The 16749-nt window shown below is 46.8% G+C and carries 18 protein-coding genes; all 18 read left to right on the top strand.

The features are described 5' to 3' along the window. Positions 1–242 precede the first annotated feature (242 nt). A complete protein-coding gene (locus tag ABY436_RS14445; RefSeq protein WP_372739653.1) occupies positions 243–755 on the top strand; it encodes a flagellar basal body-associated FliL family protein in 513 nt (170 codons plus the stop codon). Between the two features lie 20 nt (positions 756–775). Then, on the top strand, positions 776–1756 hold the full coding sequence (gene fliM, locus ABY436_RS14440) for a flagellar motor switch protein FliM (protein WP_372739652.1): 981 nt from the start codon (positions 776–778) through the stop codon (positions 1754–1756). 25 nt (positions 1757–1781) lie between these two features. Then, on the top strand, positions 1782–2186 hold the full coding sequence (gene fliN, locus ABY436_RS14435) for a flagellar motor switch protein FliN (RefSeq protein WP_372739651.1): 405 nt from the start codon (positions 1782–1784) through the stop codon (positions 2184–2186). Next, complete coding sequence (gene fliO / locus ABY436_RS14430) at positions 2186–2671, top strand: flagellar biosynthetic protein FliO (RefSeq protein ID WP_372739650.1); 486 nt, start codon at positions 2186–2188, stop codon at positions 2669–2671. Before fliN ends, fliO begins: the two co-directional genes overlap by 1 nt. After that, the gene (gene fliP, locus ABY436_RS14425) at positions 2668–3405 is read left to right on the top strand and encodes a flagellar type III secretion system pore protein FliP (protein ID WP_372739649.1); all 738 of its coding nucleotides are present in this window, start codon (positions 2668–2670) and stop codon (positions 3403–3405) included. Before fliO ends, fliP begins: the two co-directional genes overlap by 4 nt. A gap of 9 nt (positions 3406–3414) precedes the next feature. Further along, positions 3415–3684, top strand: a complete 270-nt coding sequence (gene fliQ / locus ABY436_RS14420; RefSeq protein WP_090724709.1) for a flagellar biosynthesis protein FliQ — start codon at positions 3415–3417, stop codon at positions 3682–3684. A gap of 3 nt (positions 3685–3687) precedes the next feature. Then, on the top strand, positions 3688–4473 hold the full coding sequence (gene fliR / locus ABY436_RS14415; RefSeq protein WP_372739648.1) for a flagellar biosynthetic protein FliR: 786 nt from the start codon (positions 3688–3690) through the stop codon (positions 4471–4473). Beyond that, positions 4466–5602: a flagellar biosynthesis protein FlhB gene (flhB, locus tag ABY436_RS14410; RefSeq protein ID WP_372739647.1), complete on the top strand. Its 1137-nt coding sequence runs from the start codon at positions 4466–4468 to the stop codon at positions 5600–5602. Before fliR ends, flhB begins: the two co-directional genes overlap by 8 nt. A 121-nt stretch (positions 5603–5723) precedes the next feature. Beyond that, positions 5724–7841 (top strand): flagellar biosynthesis protein FlhA, encoded by a 2118-nt coding sequence (flhA, locus tag ABY436_RS14405; RefSeq protein ID WP_372739646.1) that lies wholly within the window; start codon positions 5724–5726, stop codon positions 7839–7841. A gap of 38 nt (positions 7842–7879) precedes the next feature. Continuing rightward, complete coding sequence (flhF, locus tag ABY436_RS14400; protein ID WP_372739645.1) at positions 7880–9328, top strand: flagellar biosynthesis protein FlhF; 1449 nt, start codon at positions 7880–7882, stop codon at positions 9326–9328. Positions 9329–9344: 16 nt separating this feature from the next. Then, positions 9345–10160, top strand: a complete 816-nt coding sequence (locus tag ABY436_RS14395; protein ID WP_090724696.1) for a MinD/ParA family protein — start codon at positions 9345–9347, stop codon at positions 10158–10160. Positions 10161–10183: 23 nt separating this feature from the next. After that, positions 10184–10894: an RNA polymerase sigma factor FliA gene (locus ABY436_RS14390; RefSeq protein ID WP_372739644.1), complete on the top strand. Its 711-nt coding sequence runs from the start codon at positions 10184–10186 to the stop codon at positions 10892–10894. 117 nt (positions 10895–11011) lie between these two features. After that, entirely contained in the window at positions 11012–11398 is a 387-nt protein-coding gene (locus tag ABY436_RS14385) for a chemotaxis response regulator CheY (protein ID WP_090725250.1), read from the top strand. Positions 11399–11421: 23 nt separating this feature from the next. Beyond that, entirely contained in the window at positions 11422–12234 is an 813-nt protein-coding gene (locus ABY436_RS14380) for a protein phosphatase CheZ (protein WP_372739643.1), read from the top strand. A gap of 13 nt (positions 12235–12247) precedes the next feature. Then, complete coding sequence (locus tag ABY436_RS14375; RefSeq protein ID WP_372739642.1) at positions 12248–14305, top strand: chemotaxis protein CheW; 2058 nt, start codon at positions 12248–12250, stop codon at positions 14303–14305. A gap of 27 nt (positions 14306–14332) precedes the next feature. Continuing rightward, positions 14333–15559: a chemotaxis response regulator protein-glutamate methylesterase gene (locus ABY436_RS14370; RefSeq protein ID WP_372739641.1), complete on the top strand. Its 1227-nt coding sequence runs from the start codon at positions 14333–14335 to the stop codon at positions 15557–15559. Positions 15560–15655: 96 nt separating this feature from the next. Further along, positions 15656–16429: a ParA family protein gene (locus ABY436_RS14365; protein WP_372739640.1), complete on the top strand. Its 774-nt coding sequence runs from the start codon at positions 15656–15658 to the stop codon at positions 16427–16429. 6 nt (positions 16430–16435) lie between these two features. Continuing rightward, the coding region (locus ABY436_RS14360) for a hypothetical protein (RefSeq protein WP_372739639.1) at positions 16436–16749 on the top strand (314 nt) is incomplete at its 3' end.

Genomic DNA, 16749 nt, shown 5'->3' with positions numbered 1-16749 from the left:
TCTTGATGAGTCGTTAGTTAACGATCAATCCTCTGAGCAGCAGGGTCGTAAGCAGCGGGAAATGTTTACTGATAAAGGTTATGAGTCAGTCTCTGAGCAAAATGCTGAGATGCCGGAAAAAAGCAGTGTCGGATTATCTTTGGTAGATTATTATGCATAAGCGATAGTCGTTCTATCTATATGTTATATTTAAACTGTTCGTTTGATTAACGTGTTAATGGCTAGAATAAGCAGGGGGTAGGATGGCAGAGGAGAAAGCAGCTGAAGGGGCGGTTGAAGGCGGTAAGTCGAATAAGAAGCTCATTATATTTGCAGTGATCGGGGCCTTATTAATCGCGGCAATAAGTGCGGGAACTGCTTATTTTTTATTGGGGCCTTCATCTGATAATGCTGCAGCTGAAGCGGAGCCGGTCCGTAAAGAAGCGATTTACTCAAAAGTGCGTACATTAGGAGGGAAGCCTTCATTTGTGGCAACGTTAAAGTCTACTGATGGAAGACGCCATTACCTCCGAACTTTTGTAGAAGCTAAAAGCAGAGAGCAGGATGTGGTTGATGCGTTAACGCTGCATATGCCATTAGTGGTGTCGCGTCTGAATGAGCTATTTAGTTCCCAGTCTTTTGAGGACTTGCAATCTATCGAGGGTAAAGAGAAGTTGCGCCAGGATTCTACCCGATTGGTTCAGGATTTTTTACAAGAAAAAATTGGTAAACCGGGCATCGAGAAAATTTTATTTACTGATTTTGTAATGCAGTAGAGTCGGGAGACTGAAGCTTAATGTCGGTTAAAGATCTTTTATCTCAAGAAGAAATTGACGCGTTGCTGCATGGTGTTGACGATGGAGATGTTGACACGGCGGAAGAGCCTGAAGAATATGAACGCGGTGAAGTTCGTCCTTACGACCTGGCCAGCCATGAGCGTATTGTGCGTGGCAGGATGCCAACGCTTGAGATGATCAATGAGCGCTTCGCGCGCTTCACTCGTACCAGTTTGTTTAATTTATTAAGAAAAACAATAGATGTCACCGTGGGTGGTGTGCAAGTCATGAAATATGGTGACTACATCCATACGCTGTATGTCCCGACCAGTATGAATTTAGTGAAAGTTCCTCCGTTGAGAGGGACCGCTTTGTTTATTATGGATGCCAAGCTTGTGTTCAAGTTGGTGGATAATTTTTTTGGTGGCGATGGGCGTCATGCTAAAATTGAAGGGCGCGACTTTACCCCAACGGAGACTCGCTTGGTGTATAAAACACTGGATCTGTTTTTTGCCGATCTGGTGGAAGCATGGAAGCCCGTCATGGAACTGTCGTTTCAGCGGGTAGGTCATGAAATGAATCCCGCCATGGCAAATGCCGTCAGCCCATCAGAAGTCGTGGTTGTCAGCACTTTTCAGGTGGATCTTGAGGGAGGTACTGGTGAGTTTCATATCACCATGCCGTACTCAATGCTGGAACCGATACGCGATCTGTTGATATCAGGTTTTCAGCGATCTGAAAATGAAAAAGATGATCGATGGATGAAAGCCCTGAGAAGGGATATTGTGCTGGCTCCTCTGAATATCAGCTTGCGCGTTGCTGAGCGAGAGCTTACCCTGCGTCAGGTCTTGGCGCTTCAGCCGGGTGACATCATTCCTATTGAGATACCTGAAAACTTAACGCTGAGAGCCAACTCGGTGCCTGTCTTCAGTTGTAAAATGGGAACATCGCGTGGCAATCTTGCTGTTAAAATCGTAGACCAAGTCGCTAAGCATGAATAATGCATAAACTGCCAGAGTTTTCTGTATGAGTAATGAAAAAGATAATACTGAGGTAGACGCCGATCAGCAGGCAATGGCTGATGAGTGGGCTTCTGCTTTAGAGGAACAAACAGGGCAAGCTGCCTCTGTTGATTTTGATGAGTTGAAAGACGATTCAGCACCGATATCTGATCCGAAATTGGATGTGATTCTTGATATTCCGGTGACTTTGTCGATGGAGGTAGGAAATACTGATATTTCCATCAGAAGCTTATTACAGCTAAGTCAGGGATCGGTTGTGGAGTTGGACCGGGTTGCTGGAGAGCCACTGGATGTGATGGTTAATGGTACCTTGATTGCGCATGGCGAGGTTGTGGTCGTTAATGATCGCTATGGTATTCGGTTGACGGATGTTATTAGTCCTCAAGAGCGTATAAAGCATCTTCGCTAATGAAAAATTACTTATGTGGCTATTACGTGTTTGCCGGGCTCGCGCTGTTTTCCAGTACGCTTATTGCAGCTGAAGAGTTGGCTGGAGAAGCAACCAAGGAGGCGGCCAGGGAAGCAGTTAAAGATACCGCGGCACCGACTGGTCAGGATGTTTTGACATCTCAGGCAATTATGCAGATGTTGCTTGGGTTGGCATTGGTTGTCGTCGTTATTTTAGTGCTCGCCTGGGCTTTACGTCGGGTATCCAATTTACATCAGTCTCATCAGAAGATGAAAGTAGTCTCTTCCTTGTCCTTGGGGACTCGCGAACGGGCAGTGCTGATCGAGGTGGGGGATCGGCAATTGCTGCTTGGGGTGGCTGCCGGGCATGTTTCTTTATTAGAGTCTTTTCCTGAAAAAGTAATATCGACAGCGCCCAAAAGCGAATTTGCAAAGACACTCAAAGACAGTATCAAAGAAAGTATTGATGCAGGAGCCCCTGAATGAGGGGTGTCTTACTGATATTATTGTTCCTGTTTTCGGGTGTTGCCCTAGCGGCTGATGTCGGCATCCCGGCTTTTAACCTGACAACCGATGAAGCGGGCGCTCAAACCTACAGTGTGACGATTCAGATTCTCGCATTGATGACCATGCTGACATTCCTGCCAGCGATGATCATGATGATGACGTCGTTTACGCGAATAATTATAGTATTTGCTATATTGCGTCAGGCATTAGGCTTGCAGTCAACACCCTCCAATCAGGTGATGGTTGGGCTGGCATTATTTCTGACATTTTTTATTATGACGCCCGTGCTTGAAGAGGTTAATCAGGTGGCGGTGCAGCCCTATCTGAATGAAGAACTTACTACTCTTGAGGCAGTTGAAGCCGCAGGCCTGCCTTTTCATCGTTTTATGATGCATCAGACCAGAGAAAATGATCTGAATTTATTTCTGCGTCTTGCGCAATCACCGCCTGTAGAGTCGTCCGAGGAAGTGCCTTTTACTGTTCTGGTGCCTGCTTTCGTCACCAGTGAGTTAAAAACTGCATTCCAGATAGGCTTTATGCTTTTTATTCCTTTTCTGGTGATTGATTTGGTGGTTGCCAGTGTATTGATGGCGATGGGTATGATGATGCTTTCGCCGGTTATTATTTCATTGCCATTTAAGATTATGCTATTCGTTCTGGTGGATGGTTGGGCTATGATTATAGGAACGCTGGCGGCCAGTTTCGGAATCTAGGAGTTCTGCATGACACCTCAACTATTACTGGATGTATTCGGCGAGGCAATATGGCTGATTATTACCCTGGTGTTGGTGATTGTTGTGCCAAGTTTGCTGGTAGGGTTATTGATAGCAATTTTTCAGGCAGCCACTCAGATCAATGAGCAAACATTGAGTTTTTTGCCGCGCTTAATGGTGATCTTGCTGATTATTCTGGCCATGGGGCCATGGATGATTACCAAGCTCATGGATCAGTTTAATAAAATTTTTGAAAGTATACCGATGATGATCGGGTAGCTTATGCTGGATATAAGTCTGCTGCAGATTGAGAATTGGGTTTCCGCGTTCTTATTTCCTTTTTTCCGTATAGCGTCATTTTTAATGGCGATGCCAATGATTGGTACTCAGTTGGTGCCTGCCCGTATCCGTATGGGTCTGGCCATGGGTATCACTGCCATTCTGGTTCCGGTACTGCCTGCACCTCCTGCTGCTGATGGTTTAACGTTGCACACCTATATTTTGATTGCGCAGCAGATTCTGATTGGTGCAGCGCTTGGGTTTGCGTTGCATATTATGTTTGAGATTTTTGCAGTGGGTGGGCAGTTAATTGCAAACCAGATGGGGTTGGGTTTTGCGTCTATGACGGACCCGGTTAACGGCGTCTCTGTTGTTGTGTTGGGGCAGTTCTATCTGATGTTGACAATGTTACTGTTTCTTGCAATGAATGGGCATTTAGTCATGTTAAATGTGATTACTCAGAGTTTTGATATTATTCCGGTGACAGTGATTAACTTTACGGCCATCAAGTTTATGGATATTGCGTTGGCCGGTACCTGGATGTTTAGTGGCGCGTTGTTGATGGCGTTGCCGGCAGTCACCTCATTGTTGGTGATTAATCTGTCTTTTGGCATCATGACCAAGGCGGCACCTCAGTTGAATATTTTTGCTATTGGCTTTCCTTTTACCATGGTGATGGGTTTGCTGATTACCTGGATTAGCCTGTCTGGTTTTTTGGGGCAATTTGAGTTAATTGCTGATCATGCCTTAGGTGTGATCGCGCAATTGATAGAGGTGTCTGATGGCTGAAGAAACGGGACAGGAAAAAACAGAAGACCCCACACCCAAGCGCCTTCGCGAAGCTCGCGAGAAAGGCGATATCCCCCGTTCTAAAGAACTTAATGCCACGGCTTTGTTGTTGGCCGCTGCCGGAGCGATGCTGCTTTTTGGCACCAGTGCTGCGCAACGAACGGCGGCTATGATGGCCGCGAATTTTGATCTCAGAAGAGAAGAGTTGTTTGATAGCCGTTTAATGTTAATTCATTTTGGTGCTTCAGTTCAGGAGATGATCTGGGCGGTGTTGGGGTTTATGGTGATGGTGGCTCTGGCTGCGTTGATTGGGCCGATGGCGTTAGGCGGTCTTAACTTCAGCGCAGACTCCATTCAGCCAAAGATGAGTCGCCTTAATCCTTTAGCCGGCCTTAAACGTATGTTTTCATTGAAAGCTTTGGTTGAGTTGGCTAAAGCGTTCGCGAAATTTGTATTGGTAGCTGCTTTTGCTATTACTGTGCTGACTATTCTCACGCCAGAGCTCTTTGCATTAGGCGGGCAGGATGTACGGGTAGCGATAGCTCACGCTGTTGAGCTGGTAGGTTGGTCTTTTCTGGTGATCAGCAGTAGTTTGATCCTTATCTCCCTGGTTGATATCCCTTTTCAGTTACATGATTATTCTGAAAAATTGAAAATGACGCTGCAGGAAGTTAAAGATGAAATGAAAAACACGGAAGGAAAGCCTGAGGTTAAGGGGCGGATTCGCCAGATGCAGCGTGAGATAGCGCAACGGCAAATGATGACAGAAGTACCGACAGCCGATGTCGTGATTACGAATCCAACACACTATGCCATCGCTTTGAGGTATGTTTCAGGTGATCGTGATGCGCCTATCGTTGTGGCTAAGGGCGCTGATTTTGTTGCGTTGAAAATTCGTGAAATAGCTAAGGAACATGATGTTCCGGTTTTATCTACCCCGCCTCTGGCCCGGGCCTTGTATTACAGCACAGAGATAGATCAGGAAGTGCCTTCTGCGCTTTACAAGGCCGTTGCTCAAGTGTTGGCTTATGTTTTTCAGCTTAAGCGTTTTAAGGCGAATCAATCGGAGAAACCGGTTCCTTTGCGTGATAGAGATATTAATATCCCTCAGGATTACCAGCACGAGTGAATCGCGGCTCGGAAATTGCATATATAAACGCTAAGCATGCTATTTATTTGGATATAAGTTGTTATTCCGCCAAATAAATGGCGTTATTTTTTTTGTGCTGTTTTTTTGACGCGAGATCGTATTGGATAAGGCTGTCTTTCTTAGTAGTGCACGAGGTTTAAGCCAGGGCAACCTTGGCGTGCCGTTCTTGTTGCTGATTATTTTGGCGATGGTGACATTGCCCGTTCCTACCTTCCTGCTCGATGTACTTTTTACCTTTAATATTGCCCTATCGATCGTCGTTCTTCTCGTCGGTGTTTATGCTTTGCGGCCGCTGGATTTTGCCGTTTTTCCTACTATTCTGCTGGTCGCGACGCTGATGCGTTTGGCGTTGAATGTTGCTTCGACACGTGTTGTTCTGCTCTATGGGCATGAGGGTGGTGATGCGGCAGGAAAAGTAATTGAAGCGTTTGGATCGGTTGTTATTGGTGGCAACTATGTCGTTGGTATCGTGGTGTTTCTGATATTGGTGATTATTAATTTTGTGGTGGTTACCAAGGGTGCGGGGCGTATTTCTGAGGTGAGTGCCCGATTTACTCTGGATGCTATGCCCGGTAAGCAAATGGCGATTGATGCCGATCTTAATGCGGGTCTGATCAATCAGGAAGAGGCTAAGATCAGGCGCCAGGATGTTACGCAAGAAGCTGACTTTTATGGTTCTATGGATGGTGCTTCTAAGTTTGTACGAGGCGATGCTGTTGCCGGAATATTGATTTTGGTAATCAATATCCTGGGTGGGTTGATGATTGGCATGATTCAGCATGACCTATCTTTTGAGGTGGCTGCTGAATATTATGCATTGTTGACTATCGGCGATGGACTGGTTGCCCAGATCCCTTCCTTGCTGTTGTCTACAGCTGCCGCCATTATGGTGACACGTCAAAATAGTGCTCAGGACATGGGTAAGCAGATTATCGGCCAGCTGTTTGCCTCGCCTAAGGCACTGATTGTGGCCGCTGCTATTCTGGGGATTATGGGGAGTGTGCCGGGAATGCCGCATGTGGCTTTCTTGTCTCTTGCCGCTATCGCGGGAGGGAGTGCCTGGTGGATGATTAAAACTAAAGCGCAGGCCGATGCGCTGGCGAGCGAAGAGGAAAAGCAGTCCAGGCCCGCAGTGGATTCAGAATTAGTCGCGGAGCATAAAGAGTTAGACTGGGCAGACGTTATGCCGGTTGACATGATAGGGCTGGAAGTCGGCTACCGATTGATTCCGATGGTGGATAAGTTGCAGGGCGGTCAGTTACTCAACAGAATAAAAGGTGTGAGAAAAAAACTTTCTCAGGACTTGGGCTTTTTAGTTCCGTCTGTTCATATAAGGGATAATCTTGACTTAATGCCGGGAGCTTACCGGATTACTTTAATGGGTGTTATTGTAGGTGAAGCCGAAATATATCCTGATCGGGATTTGGCAATTAACCCCGGACAAGTTTTTGGTACATTGAAGGGTGTTGATGTGAAAGACCCTGCTTTTGGTCTGGATGCAACCTGGATCGAGTTAGGGCTGCGTGAGCAGGCCCAGACGCTGGGTTATACGGTAGTGGATGCCAGTACAGTGGTCGCGACGCATTTAAACCAGATATTGCAGAGTCATGCACATGAACTGCTGGGGCATGAGGAGGTGCAGCAGTTGTTAGATATGCTGGCTAAAAGCTCTCCTAAGCTGGTTGAGGACCTGGTTCCTGCTAAACTGTCGATCAGTAGTCTATTGAAGGTATTGCAAAACCTGCTGATGGAACAAGTGCCACTGAAAGACTTCAGAAGTATTGCTGAAGCTTTGTCTGAAGCGGTAGCCCGGACACAAGATCCTGTTGCGTTAACAGCTGCGGTTCGCGTGGCAATATCGCGATTGATAGTCCAGACTATCAACGGCTCTGATTTGGAGATTCCTGTGATTACTATGGATCCGCAATTAGAGCAGTTGCTGTTGAATTCAGTGCAGCAGAGTCAGCAAGCAGGAGAAAGTGGCATGGTGCTTGAGCCGGGTATGGCTGAGCGTTTGCAAAGTTCATTGGTTGATGCAGCGCAAAAGCAGGAGATGATGGGGCAGCCTTCGATTTTATTAGTCGCTGCACCTGTCAGGCCACTTATGTCGAAATTTGTTCGCTACAGCGAACAGTTGATTCATGTGCTGTCTTATCAGGAAATTCCTGAAAATAAAAAAATTACCATCGTGGCAACAGTAGGCGGCCAGAATGCATAAGTTGGCGATGATAATTGCTCATCATAGGTGGGTTATCTATGAAAGTTAAACGTATATTTGCCCCCGACATGCGTCAGGCTATGCGTCGGGCACGAGAAGAAATTGGTCCTGATGCTGTGATTGTTTCAAACCACCGGGTCGCAGGTGGGGTTGAGGTTGTGGCGGCGCATGAGCATGAGTTTGAAGCCGCTCAGGCAGAATTTAAACGTGAATATGAAAAGAAAAAACGTAAGGAAGATCAGGTACGTGTCCTTACCGCAGATCGGACCCGGCAGGCGTTGGACGATGAGCTGAAACAAGCCAGGATGCGTATCGCCGAAGCGAGTGAGCAGGCGGAAAAAGAAACTCCCTACCATGCGGAAGGTAAGCGTAACCTGCAAATCGAGCAGGATGATGAAGATGATCTACAATCAATACTGGCATCATTAAAAACCCGTCAGGAAGCAAGAAAGGCTGACTTTCTTGATGATGAAGATCCGTTAGCAGCGGCGGAAAATAAACAAGATGTTTCGTCGCAGGACCACTTAGCTATCGAGAGCATGCAGCAGGAAATCCAGCAGCTGAAGGCTTTACTTGAGCAACAGATGCAGACTCCTTCCCGAAAAATCTGGGTAGAAGAAGCGCCGCAACGAAAGCAGGCAGCTCCTGTAGGTGTAGAGGGAAAGTTGATTAAACGATTCGAAAGAATGGGCCTGAATGATACCTTGATTGCTCAGTTGATCCGGGGTCTTGAAAGCGATCTGGATATCGCCAAAGCATGGCGAATTACCTTATCTAAATTAACTGATGCTGTTCCGGTTATGAGTGAAGATTATATCGATCGCGGCGGCATGATTGCTTTTGTTGGCCCGACGGGTGTTGGTAAAACGACTTCAATTGGTAAGTTGGCAGCGCGCTATGTGCTTCGCCATGGTAGTGCAGGCCTGGCGTTAGTGACGACTGATACCTATCGTATTGCCGCACACGAACAATTAAAAACATTCGGGCGGATACTGGATGTGCCGGTACGCGTAGTTGATGAAAATAATACATTGGATGACGTGTTGTTGTCGTTGCGTGGTAAGCGCCTGGTACTAATAGATACGGCTGGAATGAGTCAGCATGAGGGCCCAAGTGGGGCTCAAAAAGAGATGTTAAGCGGCGTTTCAGTAAGGTTGAAAAAACTACTGGTGCTTTCGTGTTCAAGCCAGCGGCAAGTGCTTGAGGATGCCTACGATAATTATCAGAGTATTGGTTTGAATGGTTGTGTTCTCAGTAAGCTGGATGAATCCGGAAGTTTGGGTGAGGCCTTGGCTTTGGTGGTAGAGAAAGCTCTGCCGATTGCTTATGTTACTGACGGGCAAAAAGTGCCTGATGATATTGAAGTTGCGCAACGGAACGATCTTGTGAGCCGTGCAGTGATTACTGCACAAAAAACACTGGAAAGAGAGCGTACACGTGCGTTGTCGGCAACAGGAGGAACATCTGCACTTTCGTCGGCTGGATAAGGGCAGAGCATAAACAATGAAGAAGCAGCACTCAGTTAAAGTGATAGCGGTCACCGGTGGAAAAGGCGGCGTTGGTAAAACCAATGTGTCAGTTAACCTATCTATAGCGTTGGGCGAAATGGGGCAGCGGACTGTGCTGATGGATGCCGATCTTGGTTTGGCTAACGTAGATGTTATGTTGGGCTTGCGTCCGAAAAAGAATATTAGTGATGTTCTTTCCGGTGAATGTAATCTAACCGATGTGATGCTGGATGTGACAGAAAATGTGCGCATTGTTCCTGCCTGCTCCGGCACACAGGAAATGACATCGTTAAGTGCGCATGAGCATGCAGAATTGGTCTATGCTTTTAATGAGGTTGCCGAAGAGATCGATGTTCTGGTAATTGATACGGCCGCCGGTATTTCTGAATCGGTGATCAGCTTTGTGCGTGCGGCGCAAGAGGTGCTGGTGGTGGTATGCGATGAACCTACCTCTATTACCGATGCGTATGCGCTTATCAAGCTATTAAATCGTGATTATCGGATGACTCGTTTCAGGGTGTTGGCAAATATGGTTGAAACAGATACAGAAGGAAGGAATATGTTTAACAAACTTTCGACTGTTACTGATCGCTTCTTGGATGTAACGCTTCAATACGTCGGCTCAATCCCTTATGATGAGCATGTTCGGAAGTCGGTGCGTCGCCAAACTCCTGTTTTAAAAGCTTTTTCTAAATGCAAGGCGGCACTTGCTTACCGGCAGCTTGCAAAAAAAGTAGATGACTGGCCAGTCCAGGATGCTCCGCGAGGGCATCTCGAGTTCTTCGTTGAACGGCTGGTTCAGGGTGTTTAATTCCGGGTCTGGAAAGGGGCTCCATGTATAACCCGCTAAATATTACGTCAAGTCACGATTTGATTGAACAGTATGCACCGCTGGTAAAGCGTATCGCCTATCATTTAATGGGGCGCTTGCCCGCCAGTGTTATTGTCGATGATCTCATACAGTCCGGCATGATCGGCTTACTTGAGGCAGCGAAGAAGTATGATGCTTCTAAGGGTGCCAGTTTTGAAACGTATGCCGGAATTCGTATTCGGGGGTCAATCATTGATGAAGTGCGCCGTGGTGATTGGACCCCGCGCTCTGTTCATCGTAATGGTCGCCGTATTACACAAGCTATTCAGACTATTGAAGCTGCACTGGGGCGCGATGCCACCGATGGCGAAATAGCAGCAGAAATGGATATCAGTGTGGCGGATTATCATGATCTGCTTAAAGACTCACACGAAAGTCGCCTCTTTAGCTTTGAAGAGATGACCAATGATAGTGATGATCGACCGGGAGAGCAGTTGGCTGGAGTTGAGCCAAGTCCGGTAGCTCATACGGAAAAAGACGCCTTTAAGCTGGCGCTGGCGAGTGCTATCGAGTCGCTGCCTGAGCGGGAAAAACTAGTGCTGGCACTATACTATGATGAAGAATTGAATCTTAAAGAAATCGGTGAGGTGTTGGGTGTTAGCGAATCAAGGGTTAGTCAAATTCATAGTCAGGCAGCTCACCGGCTTCGTGGTCGGCTGAGAGATTGGCAATAAAACTCTCGAAAAAAATGCTCGAATTCTCCATTTTCTGAAAAAATGGTCTAAATTCAAATCAGGTTAATCGTTAAATCAGATCCATTCTATTAATGTTTCTGGATGGGGGATATCGTCTTGAAAAAAGACATCAAAATTCTTGTAGTTGATGACTTTTCAACAATGAGACGAATTATAAAAAATCTGCTTCGTGACCTGGGTTTCACCAATGTTGTAGAAGCCGATGATGGTAAAACAGCAATGCCAATTTTGCAGCAGGGTGAGGTTCAGTTTCTGGTTACTGATTGGAATATGCCGGGTATGACAGGTATTGACTTGGTTCGCGCTGTTCGTGCTGACCCTAAGATGGCGGGTATGCCTATCTTGATGGTGACAGCAGAAGCTAAGCGGGAACAGATTATTGCTGCTGCCCAGGCTGGCGTTAACGGTTATGTTATAAAGCCTTTTACTGCGGCTGTCCTGAAAGGAAAAATAGATAAAATATTTGACCGCATCGGAAGCTAATCTGTTTAAGGAAGAAAATTATTATGTCTGAAGCAGGTTGTTCTCAGGGGCTGGATGGCTTTGAAGCGTTATTGCAGGCTAAAGCGAATGAGCTGGTGTCTGTGCTGGATAGCGGCGATATAAATAGTGGCTTAAGCATTATTAACGAGCTCCAGCAAGTGAAGCATCTGGCTTTTTATAATGAAGTCGGCTATCTGACCCGCGGTTTACATGAGGCAATTAAATCTTTTTCTGATGGTGCGAATGTCCATACTGAGCCAGGCAGCGGGGAGGGTGATTCCATTCTTGGGATGGCCGATGCCTCACAACGCTTAAGCTATGTTATTGAGCTGACAGAGAAGACTTCTCACGACACTATGGATCGTGTTGATAAGTCATTAGCGCTGGTGGATAAGCTGGATCGACAGAACGGGCGTTTTGTGGATCTGCTTTCTTTGGTCGGACAGCTTGAGTCTGAGTTTGAAGGATTACATGGTGTCTATGATCGGACGAATCAGCTTTCTGAAGAGTCAAAAATAGCAGTAAAAGATTTACGACACGAGTTAACTGAAATACTGGTTTCTCAAAGCTATCAGGATATTACCGGGCAACTTATCCGACGTGTAATAACACTGGTAACTCAGGTTGAGGGTAGCCTGGTTCAATTAATGGATATGGCTGCTAAGGTTGAACGAATCAGTGGCCTGAACGCCGCGCAATCTAAAATTGAGGCTAAAGAGAAAGCGAAAAAAGATCCGACCGAAGCAGAAGGGCCGCAACTGGCTGGAAAAAATAACCCGGGTGTGGCTACTGATCAAGATGATGTTGATGATTTGCTTTCCAGTCTGGGTTTTTGAATAGGAGCTTCCAATGAGCTTGGATGTTGACCACGAGATTCTCGAAGATTTTCTTGTTGAGGCAGGAGAAATACTGGAGCAACTATCTGAGCAGCTAGTTGACTTGGAAAAGTGCCCTGAGGATAAAGACCTTCTTAATTCAATCTTTCGCGGATTTCATACGGTTAAAGGTGGCGCTGGTTTTTTGCAGTTGGACGCAATGGTGGAATGTTGTCATAACGCTGAGAACTTGTTTGACCTGCTTCGTAATGGCAGTGTTAAGGTTAGCCCTGAGCTCATGGACGTCGTATTACAGTCGCTGGATGCTGTCAATGTCATGTTTGGCAATGTGCATGCTGGTGAAGAACCTGAACCGGCCTCCCCGGCATTATTGCGTAGCCTTGCTGATTTCGCGGCGGGGAAAGCGAGTACATCTGTTAGCGCAGCGCAAAGCGAGTCTGTTGAGTTGCTTGCAGAAGAAAAAAATTCTGTGCATGTCTCTGCAAATGAAGAGTTTGATTTATTACTGGATGATGTGCTGCCGGAGTTTGCGGGTAATTTGCCATCAGCAGGTGATGATTTAATCACTGAAGATGAATTTGAAGCCTTGCTTAATGATCTGCATGGAGAGCATGGTGCGCCGGGAGGGGGTGTAAAATCTGATGTGACAGAGAGCGCATTGTCTTCTGATAATGATCTGATTTCTGAGGACGAGTTTGAAAACCTGTTGGATGAGTTACAGTCTCATGGTCAGGGTGCTTTTGTCAGTACTGATCGCCCTACAGCCTCTTCTGTTGCCACTCCTGCTGTGCCGGCTCCTGTGGAGCTTAAGCTTGCTTCGGCCGCTGAAGCGCAAGCTATCACTGAGGCAGCTCCGGTCAGTACTGCGCAAACACCACAATCAGTACAGGCCAGTAAACCGGTGGCGGCTGAGAGCAATGTTCGTGTTGATACGCGTTTATTGGATAAAATCATGAATATGGTAGGTGAGCTGGTGCTGGTGCGTAACAGGCTGGTTCGCTTGGGTAGTGCCCGTGAAGATGAAGAGATGGCCAAAGCGCTTGGCATCCTGGATATGGTAACCGCCGATTTGCAAATGTCTGTCATGAAAACCCGTATGCAGCCGGTTAAAAAGGTTTTCGGTCGTTTTCCCCGGTTGATTCGGGATTTGTCCCGAAATTTACAAAAAGAGATCCGTCTTGAATTACACGGCGAAGAAACGGATCTGGACAAGAATTTAGTAGAGGCTCTGGCTGATCCGCTTATCCACTTAGTCCGGAATTCAGTAGATCACGGTATAGAGTCGCCCGAAATCCGTGAAGGCTCAGGGAAGTCGCGAGAAGGCCGGGTGTTGCTCTCTGCGGAACAGGAAGGTGATCATATTCTGTTGATCATACAAGATGATGGTGCCGGCATGGATCCGGAAAAATTACGCAGCCTTGCCGTTAGCCGTGGGATGCTTGAGCAGGAGGCCGCTAACCGTCTCTCTGAGCAGGAGTGTTTTAATTTGATCTTTCAGGCGGGTTTCTCGACTAAGACTGAAGTTTCTGATGTCTCAGGTCGTGGCGTAGGTATGGATGTGGTTAAAACCAAAATTACGCAGCTCAATGGTACGCTACATATTGATTCTGTGTTGGGCCAGGGAACGCGTATCGCAATCCAGGTGCCGTTAACCCTGGCAATTATGCCGACCTTAATGATCATGCTTGAAGGTCAGGCGTTTGCATTACCTTTGGTAAACGTAAATGAGATTTTCAATCTTGATCTGACAAAAACAAATATTGTAGATGGGCAGCAGGTTATTATCGTTCGGGATCAGGCGTTACCTTTGTTTCATTTGAAACGTTGGTTGGTGGCAGGTCAGGAAAATGCCGAATTACCTGCACAGGGTCATGTTGTTGTTCTTACTGTAGGTACGTTACGGGTTGGCTTTGTCGTAGATCAGTTAGTGGGTCAGGAAGAGGTGGTTATTAAACCATTGGGCACTATTTTGCATGGTACCCCGGGCTTGTCTGGCGCTACGATTACAGGGGATGGACGCATTGCGCTTATCATTGATATTCCAAATCTACTGAAACGTTACGCGTCTTAGTGTGTTTCTGCCTGTGCAGGGGTTCTCATGCCGGTAAAAGTGTTAATCGTTGATGACTCCAGCTTTTTCAGACAACGCATAAATGATTTTCTGTCAAGCGATAAGCGACTGGAAGTGATCGGCACAGCCTCTAATGGCCGTGAAGCCGTAGAGCTGACTAAACAGTTGAAACCAGATGTTGTTACTATGGATGTGGAAATGCCATTGTTAAACGGCATTGATGCTGTACGCATCATTATGCGTGATAACCCAACCAATGTGTTGATGCTGTCATCCCTTACCCATGAAGGGGCACAGGTAACTTTACAGGCACTTGAGGCTGGCGCGGCAGATTATCTGACAAAAGATATCCGTTCCTGGGTTAATAAATCTGATTCGATGCAAAATGATTTAGTTGAGCGGATTGTCGCGCTTGGGAGAAGTAAGCATCGGCATGACCGGTCTGCGTTTGCAGTACAGCCTCTCAAAGCGGACCAGCCTTCAGTTGTTCGCTCTTCCGGGACGAGTGCAGCTCAGGCTAACAGTATTTCTCAAAAGCAACAAACCCCGGGAGCGAATCAGAGAAAAAGCACTCTTGCCAATACTAGCGCTAAACCTGCTGTTAGCGCTCGGTCTGCGTCTGGTAATGGTGCTTCAGAGTCGCTTTCTAAAAGACAAGGGGATAAAAAGGCTAGTTTTCCCGATAGCTGTAAGTTAGTCGTTATAGGCGCTTCAACAGGCGGTCCTGCGGCGTTACAAACGATTCTGACAGGCTTAACAGCATCGTTTCCATACCCTCTGCTGCTTGTGCAGCATATGCCAAAAACCTTTACCTCAGTGTTTGCTGCCCGGCTAAATCAGCAATGTAGTATTGAAGTCAAAGAAGCCGAAGATGGTGATAAGTTAAAGCCGGGGCGCGCATTATTAGTACCGGGAGGGCATCAGGTTATGATAGACAGCCGTCATGCTGACCGCGTTAGAATTTTACCAGGGGATGAGCGTATGACGTATCGCCCGAGTGTGGATGTGGCATTTGGCGCAGCGGCAAAAGTATTTGGTAATAAGGTGTTGGCCGTTATCTTGACGGGTATGGGAGCAGATGGTGCAGAGGGTGCTCGTTTACTTAAGCAGGCAGGAGCCGTTATGTGGGCTCAGAATGAAGCGAGTTGTACTATCTATGGAATGCCGCAAGCGATTGTAAAGGCAGGATTAGCTGACGATATTTTAGATCTGAATGATATAGGTCCATTTTTGATGAATCGCGGAAAGCTCTGAGGTAGTTGTTACTGAGTATTCGTGCAATAGGGATCTGATTGATAGCGTCATCAGTTTTTGTCGTTAATCTAGACGCAGTCATAACGGGAATAGGCTATGCAGGTTTGGGCAATTGCCAATCAAAAAGGTGGTGTTGGAAAAACGACGACTGTCGTTACATTGGCGGGATTATTAGCCGAAGTTGGATACAGTGTTTTGATGGTTGATCTTGATCCACATGGATCATTGACCAGTTATTTTCATTATGATCCGGATGAATTGGATCATAGTGTTTATGATCTGTTTGTAACGCAGAATGATGTGACGGCTAAACAGGTTAATTCACTTTTGTGCAAAACGTCTGTGGAGAAAATCCAGTTGATGCCAGCCTCTACGGCGATGGCTACATTAGAACGGCGTGCAATACAGCATCAGGGTTTGGGGTTGCAGGTAGCTAAAGCGTTACGCCATCTGCAAGGTCGTTATGATTATGTGCTTATCGATAGTCCGCCTGTATTAGGTGTGCTGATGGTGAATGCGCTTGCTGCTTGCAATCATCTGATAGTGCCTACGCAAACTGAGTTTCTTGCTTTAAAAGGGCTGGAGCGCATGATCAGGACGATCAGCATGATTAATCGAGCCAGGAAGAAAAAATTAAGTTATACGATTATCCCTACTTTTTATGATCGCCGTACGCAGGCTTCAGTGAGTTGCTTGCGAGAACTCAATAAGTGCTATCCTGATGAGCTTTCAAGTGCGGTGATACCCATTGATACTAAGTTCAGAAATGCCAGTATGAAGGGCGTGGTGCCTTCCTCACTGGATGCCGGAAGCCGTGGTGTGCATGCCTATGCGCGGTTGCTGCGCTCTTTGATAGAGCAAAAGAGGTGATCGGCTATGGGAAGTAAAAAGCCGTCCGGCGGCCAGCATCAGGTTGTTTTTGAGTATTTAGAAGCACTCTTAATGGATTCCTCTGAGGTTGACGAAAATGCTTTATCTTGCGAAAAAATCGAAGATGAAGATATTGTATTGATTGAAAAAGTACTTGATCGTAACGGCAGAACCCCAACACTGAAGCCAGAGCCAGAGCCAGAGCCAGAGCCAGAGCCAGAGCCAGAGCCAGAGCCAGAGCCAGAGCCAGAGCCAGAGCCAGAGCCAGAGCCAGAGCCAGAGCCAGAGCCAGAGCCAGAGCCAGAGCCAGAGCCAGAGCC

Source organism: Neptunomonas sp., assembly GCF_041601355.1.
Classification (GTDB): Bacteria; Pseudomonadota; Gammaproteobacteria; order Pseudomonadales; family Balneatricaceae; genus Neptunomonas.
Note: the sequence above shows the minus strand (reverse complement) of the source record. Positions and strands in the feature narration are given on the sequence as shown.

Coding starts and splice junctions, on each gene's coding strand:
- flhF (WP_372739645.1), top strand. CDS start 7,880: ATGAAAGTTAAACGTATATTTGCCCCCGACATGCGTCAGGCTATGCGT.
- ABY436_RS14365 (WP_372739640.1), top strand. CDS start 15,656: ATGCAGGTTTGGGCAATTGCCAATCAAAAAGGTGGTGTTGGAAAAACG.
- ABY436_RS14390 (WP_372739644.1), top strand. CDS start 10,184: ATGTATAACCCGCTAAATATTACGTCAAGTCACGATTTGATTGAACAG.
- flhB (WP_372739647.1), top strand. CDS start 4,466: ATGGCTGAAGAAACGGGACAGGAAAAAACAGAAGACCCCACACCCAAG.
- fliP (WP_372739649.1), top strand. CDS start 2,668: ATGAGGGGTGTCTTACTGATATTATTGTTCCTGTTTTCGGGTGTTGCC.
- fliM (WP_372739652.1), top strand. CDS start 776: ATGTCGGTTAAAGATCTTTTATCTCAAGAAGAAATTGACGCGTTGCTG.
- ABY436_RS14380 (WP_372739643.1), top strand. CDS start 11,422: ATGTCTGAAGCAGGTTGTTCTCAGGGGCTGGATGGCTTTGAAGCGTTA.
- fliO (WP_372739650.1), top strand. CDS start 2,186: ATGAAAAATTACTTATGTGGCTATTACGTGTTTGCCGGGCTCGCGCTG.
- ABY436_RS14445 (WP_372739653.1), top strand. CDS start 243: ATGGCAGAGGAGAAAGCAGCTGAAGGGGCGGTTGAAGGCGGTAAGTCG.
- ABY436_RS14395 (WP_090724696.1), top strand. CDS start 9,345: ATGAAGAAGCAGCACTCAGTTAAAGTGATAGCGGTCACCGGTGGAAAA.
- ABY436_RS14370 (WP_372739641.1), top strand. CDS start 14,333: ATGCCGGTAAAAGTGTTAATCGTTGATGACTCCAGCTTTTTCAGACAA.
- fliR (WP_372739648.1), top strand. CDS start 3,688: ATGCTGGATATAAGTCTGCTGCAGATTGAGAATTGGGTTTCCGCGTTC.
- fliN (WP_372739651.1), top strand. CDS start 1,782: ATGAGTAATGAAAAAGATAATACTGAGGTAGACGCCGATCAGCAGGCA.
- ABY436_RS14375 (WP_372739642.1), top strand. CDS start 12,248: ATGAGCTTGGATGTTGACCACGAGATTCTCGAAGATTTTCTTGTTGAG.
- fliQ (WP_090724709.1), top strand. CDS start 3,415: ATGACACCTCAACTATTACTGGATGTATTCGGCGAGGCAATATGGCTG.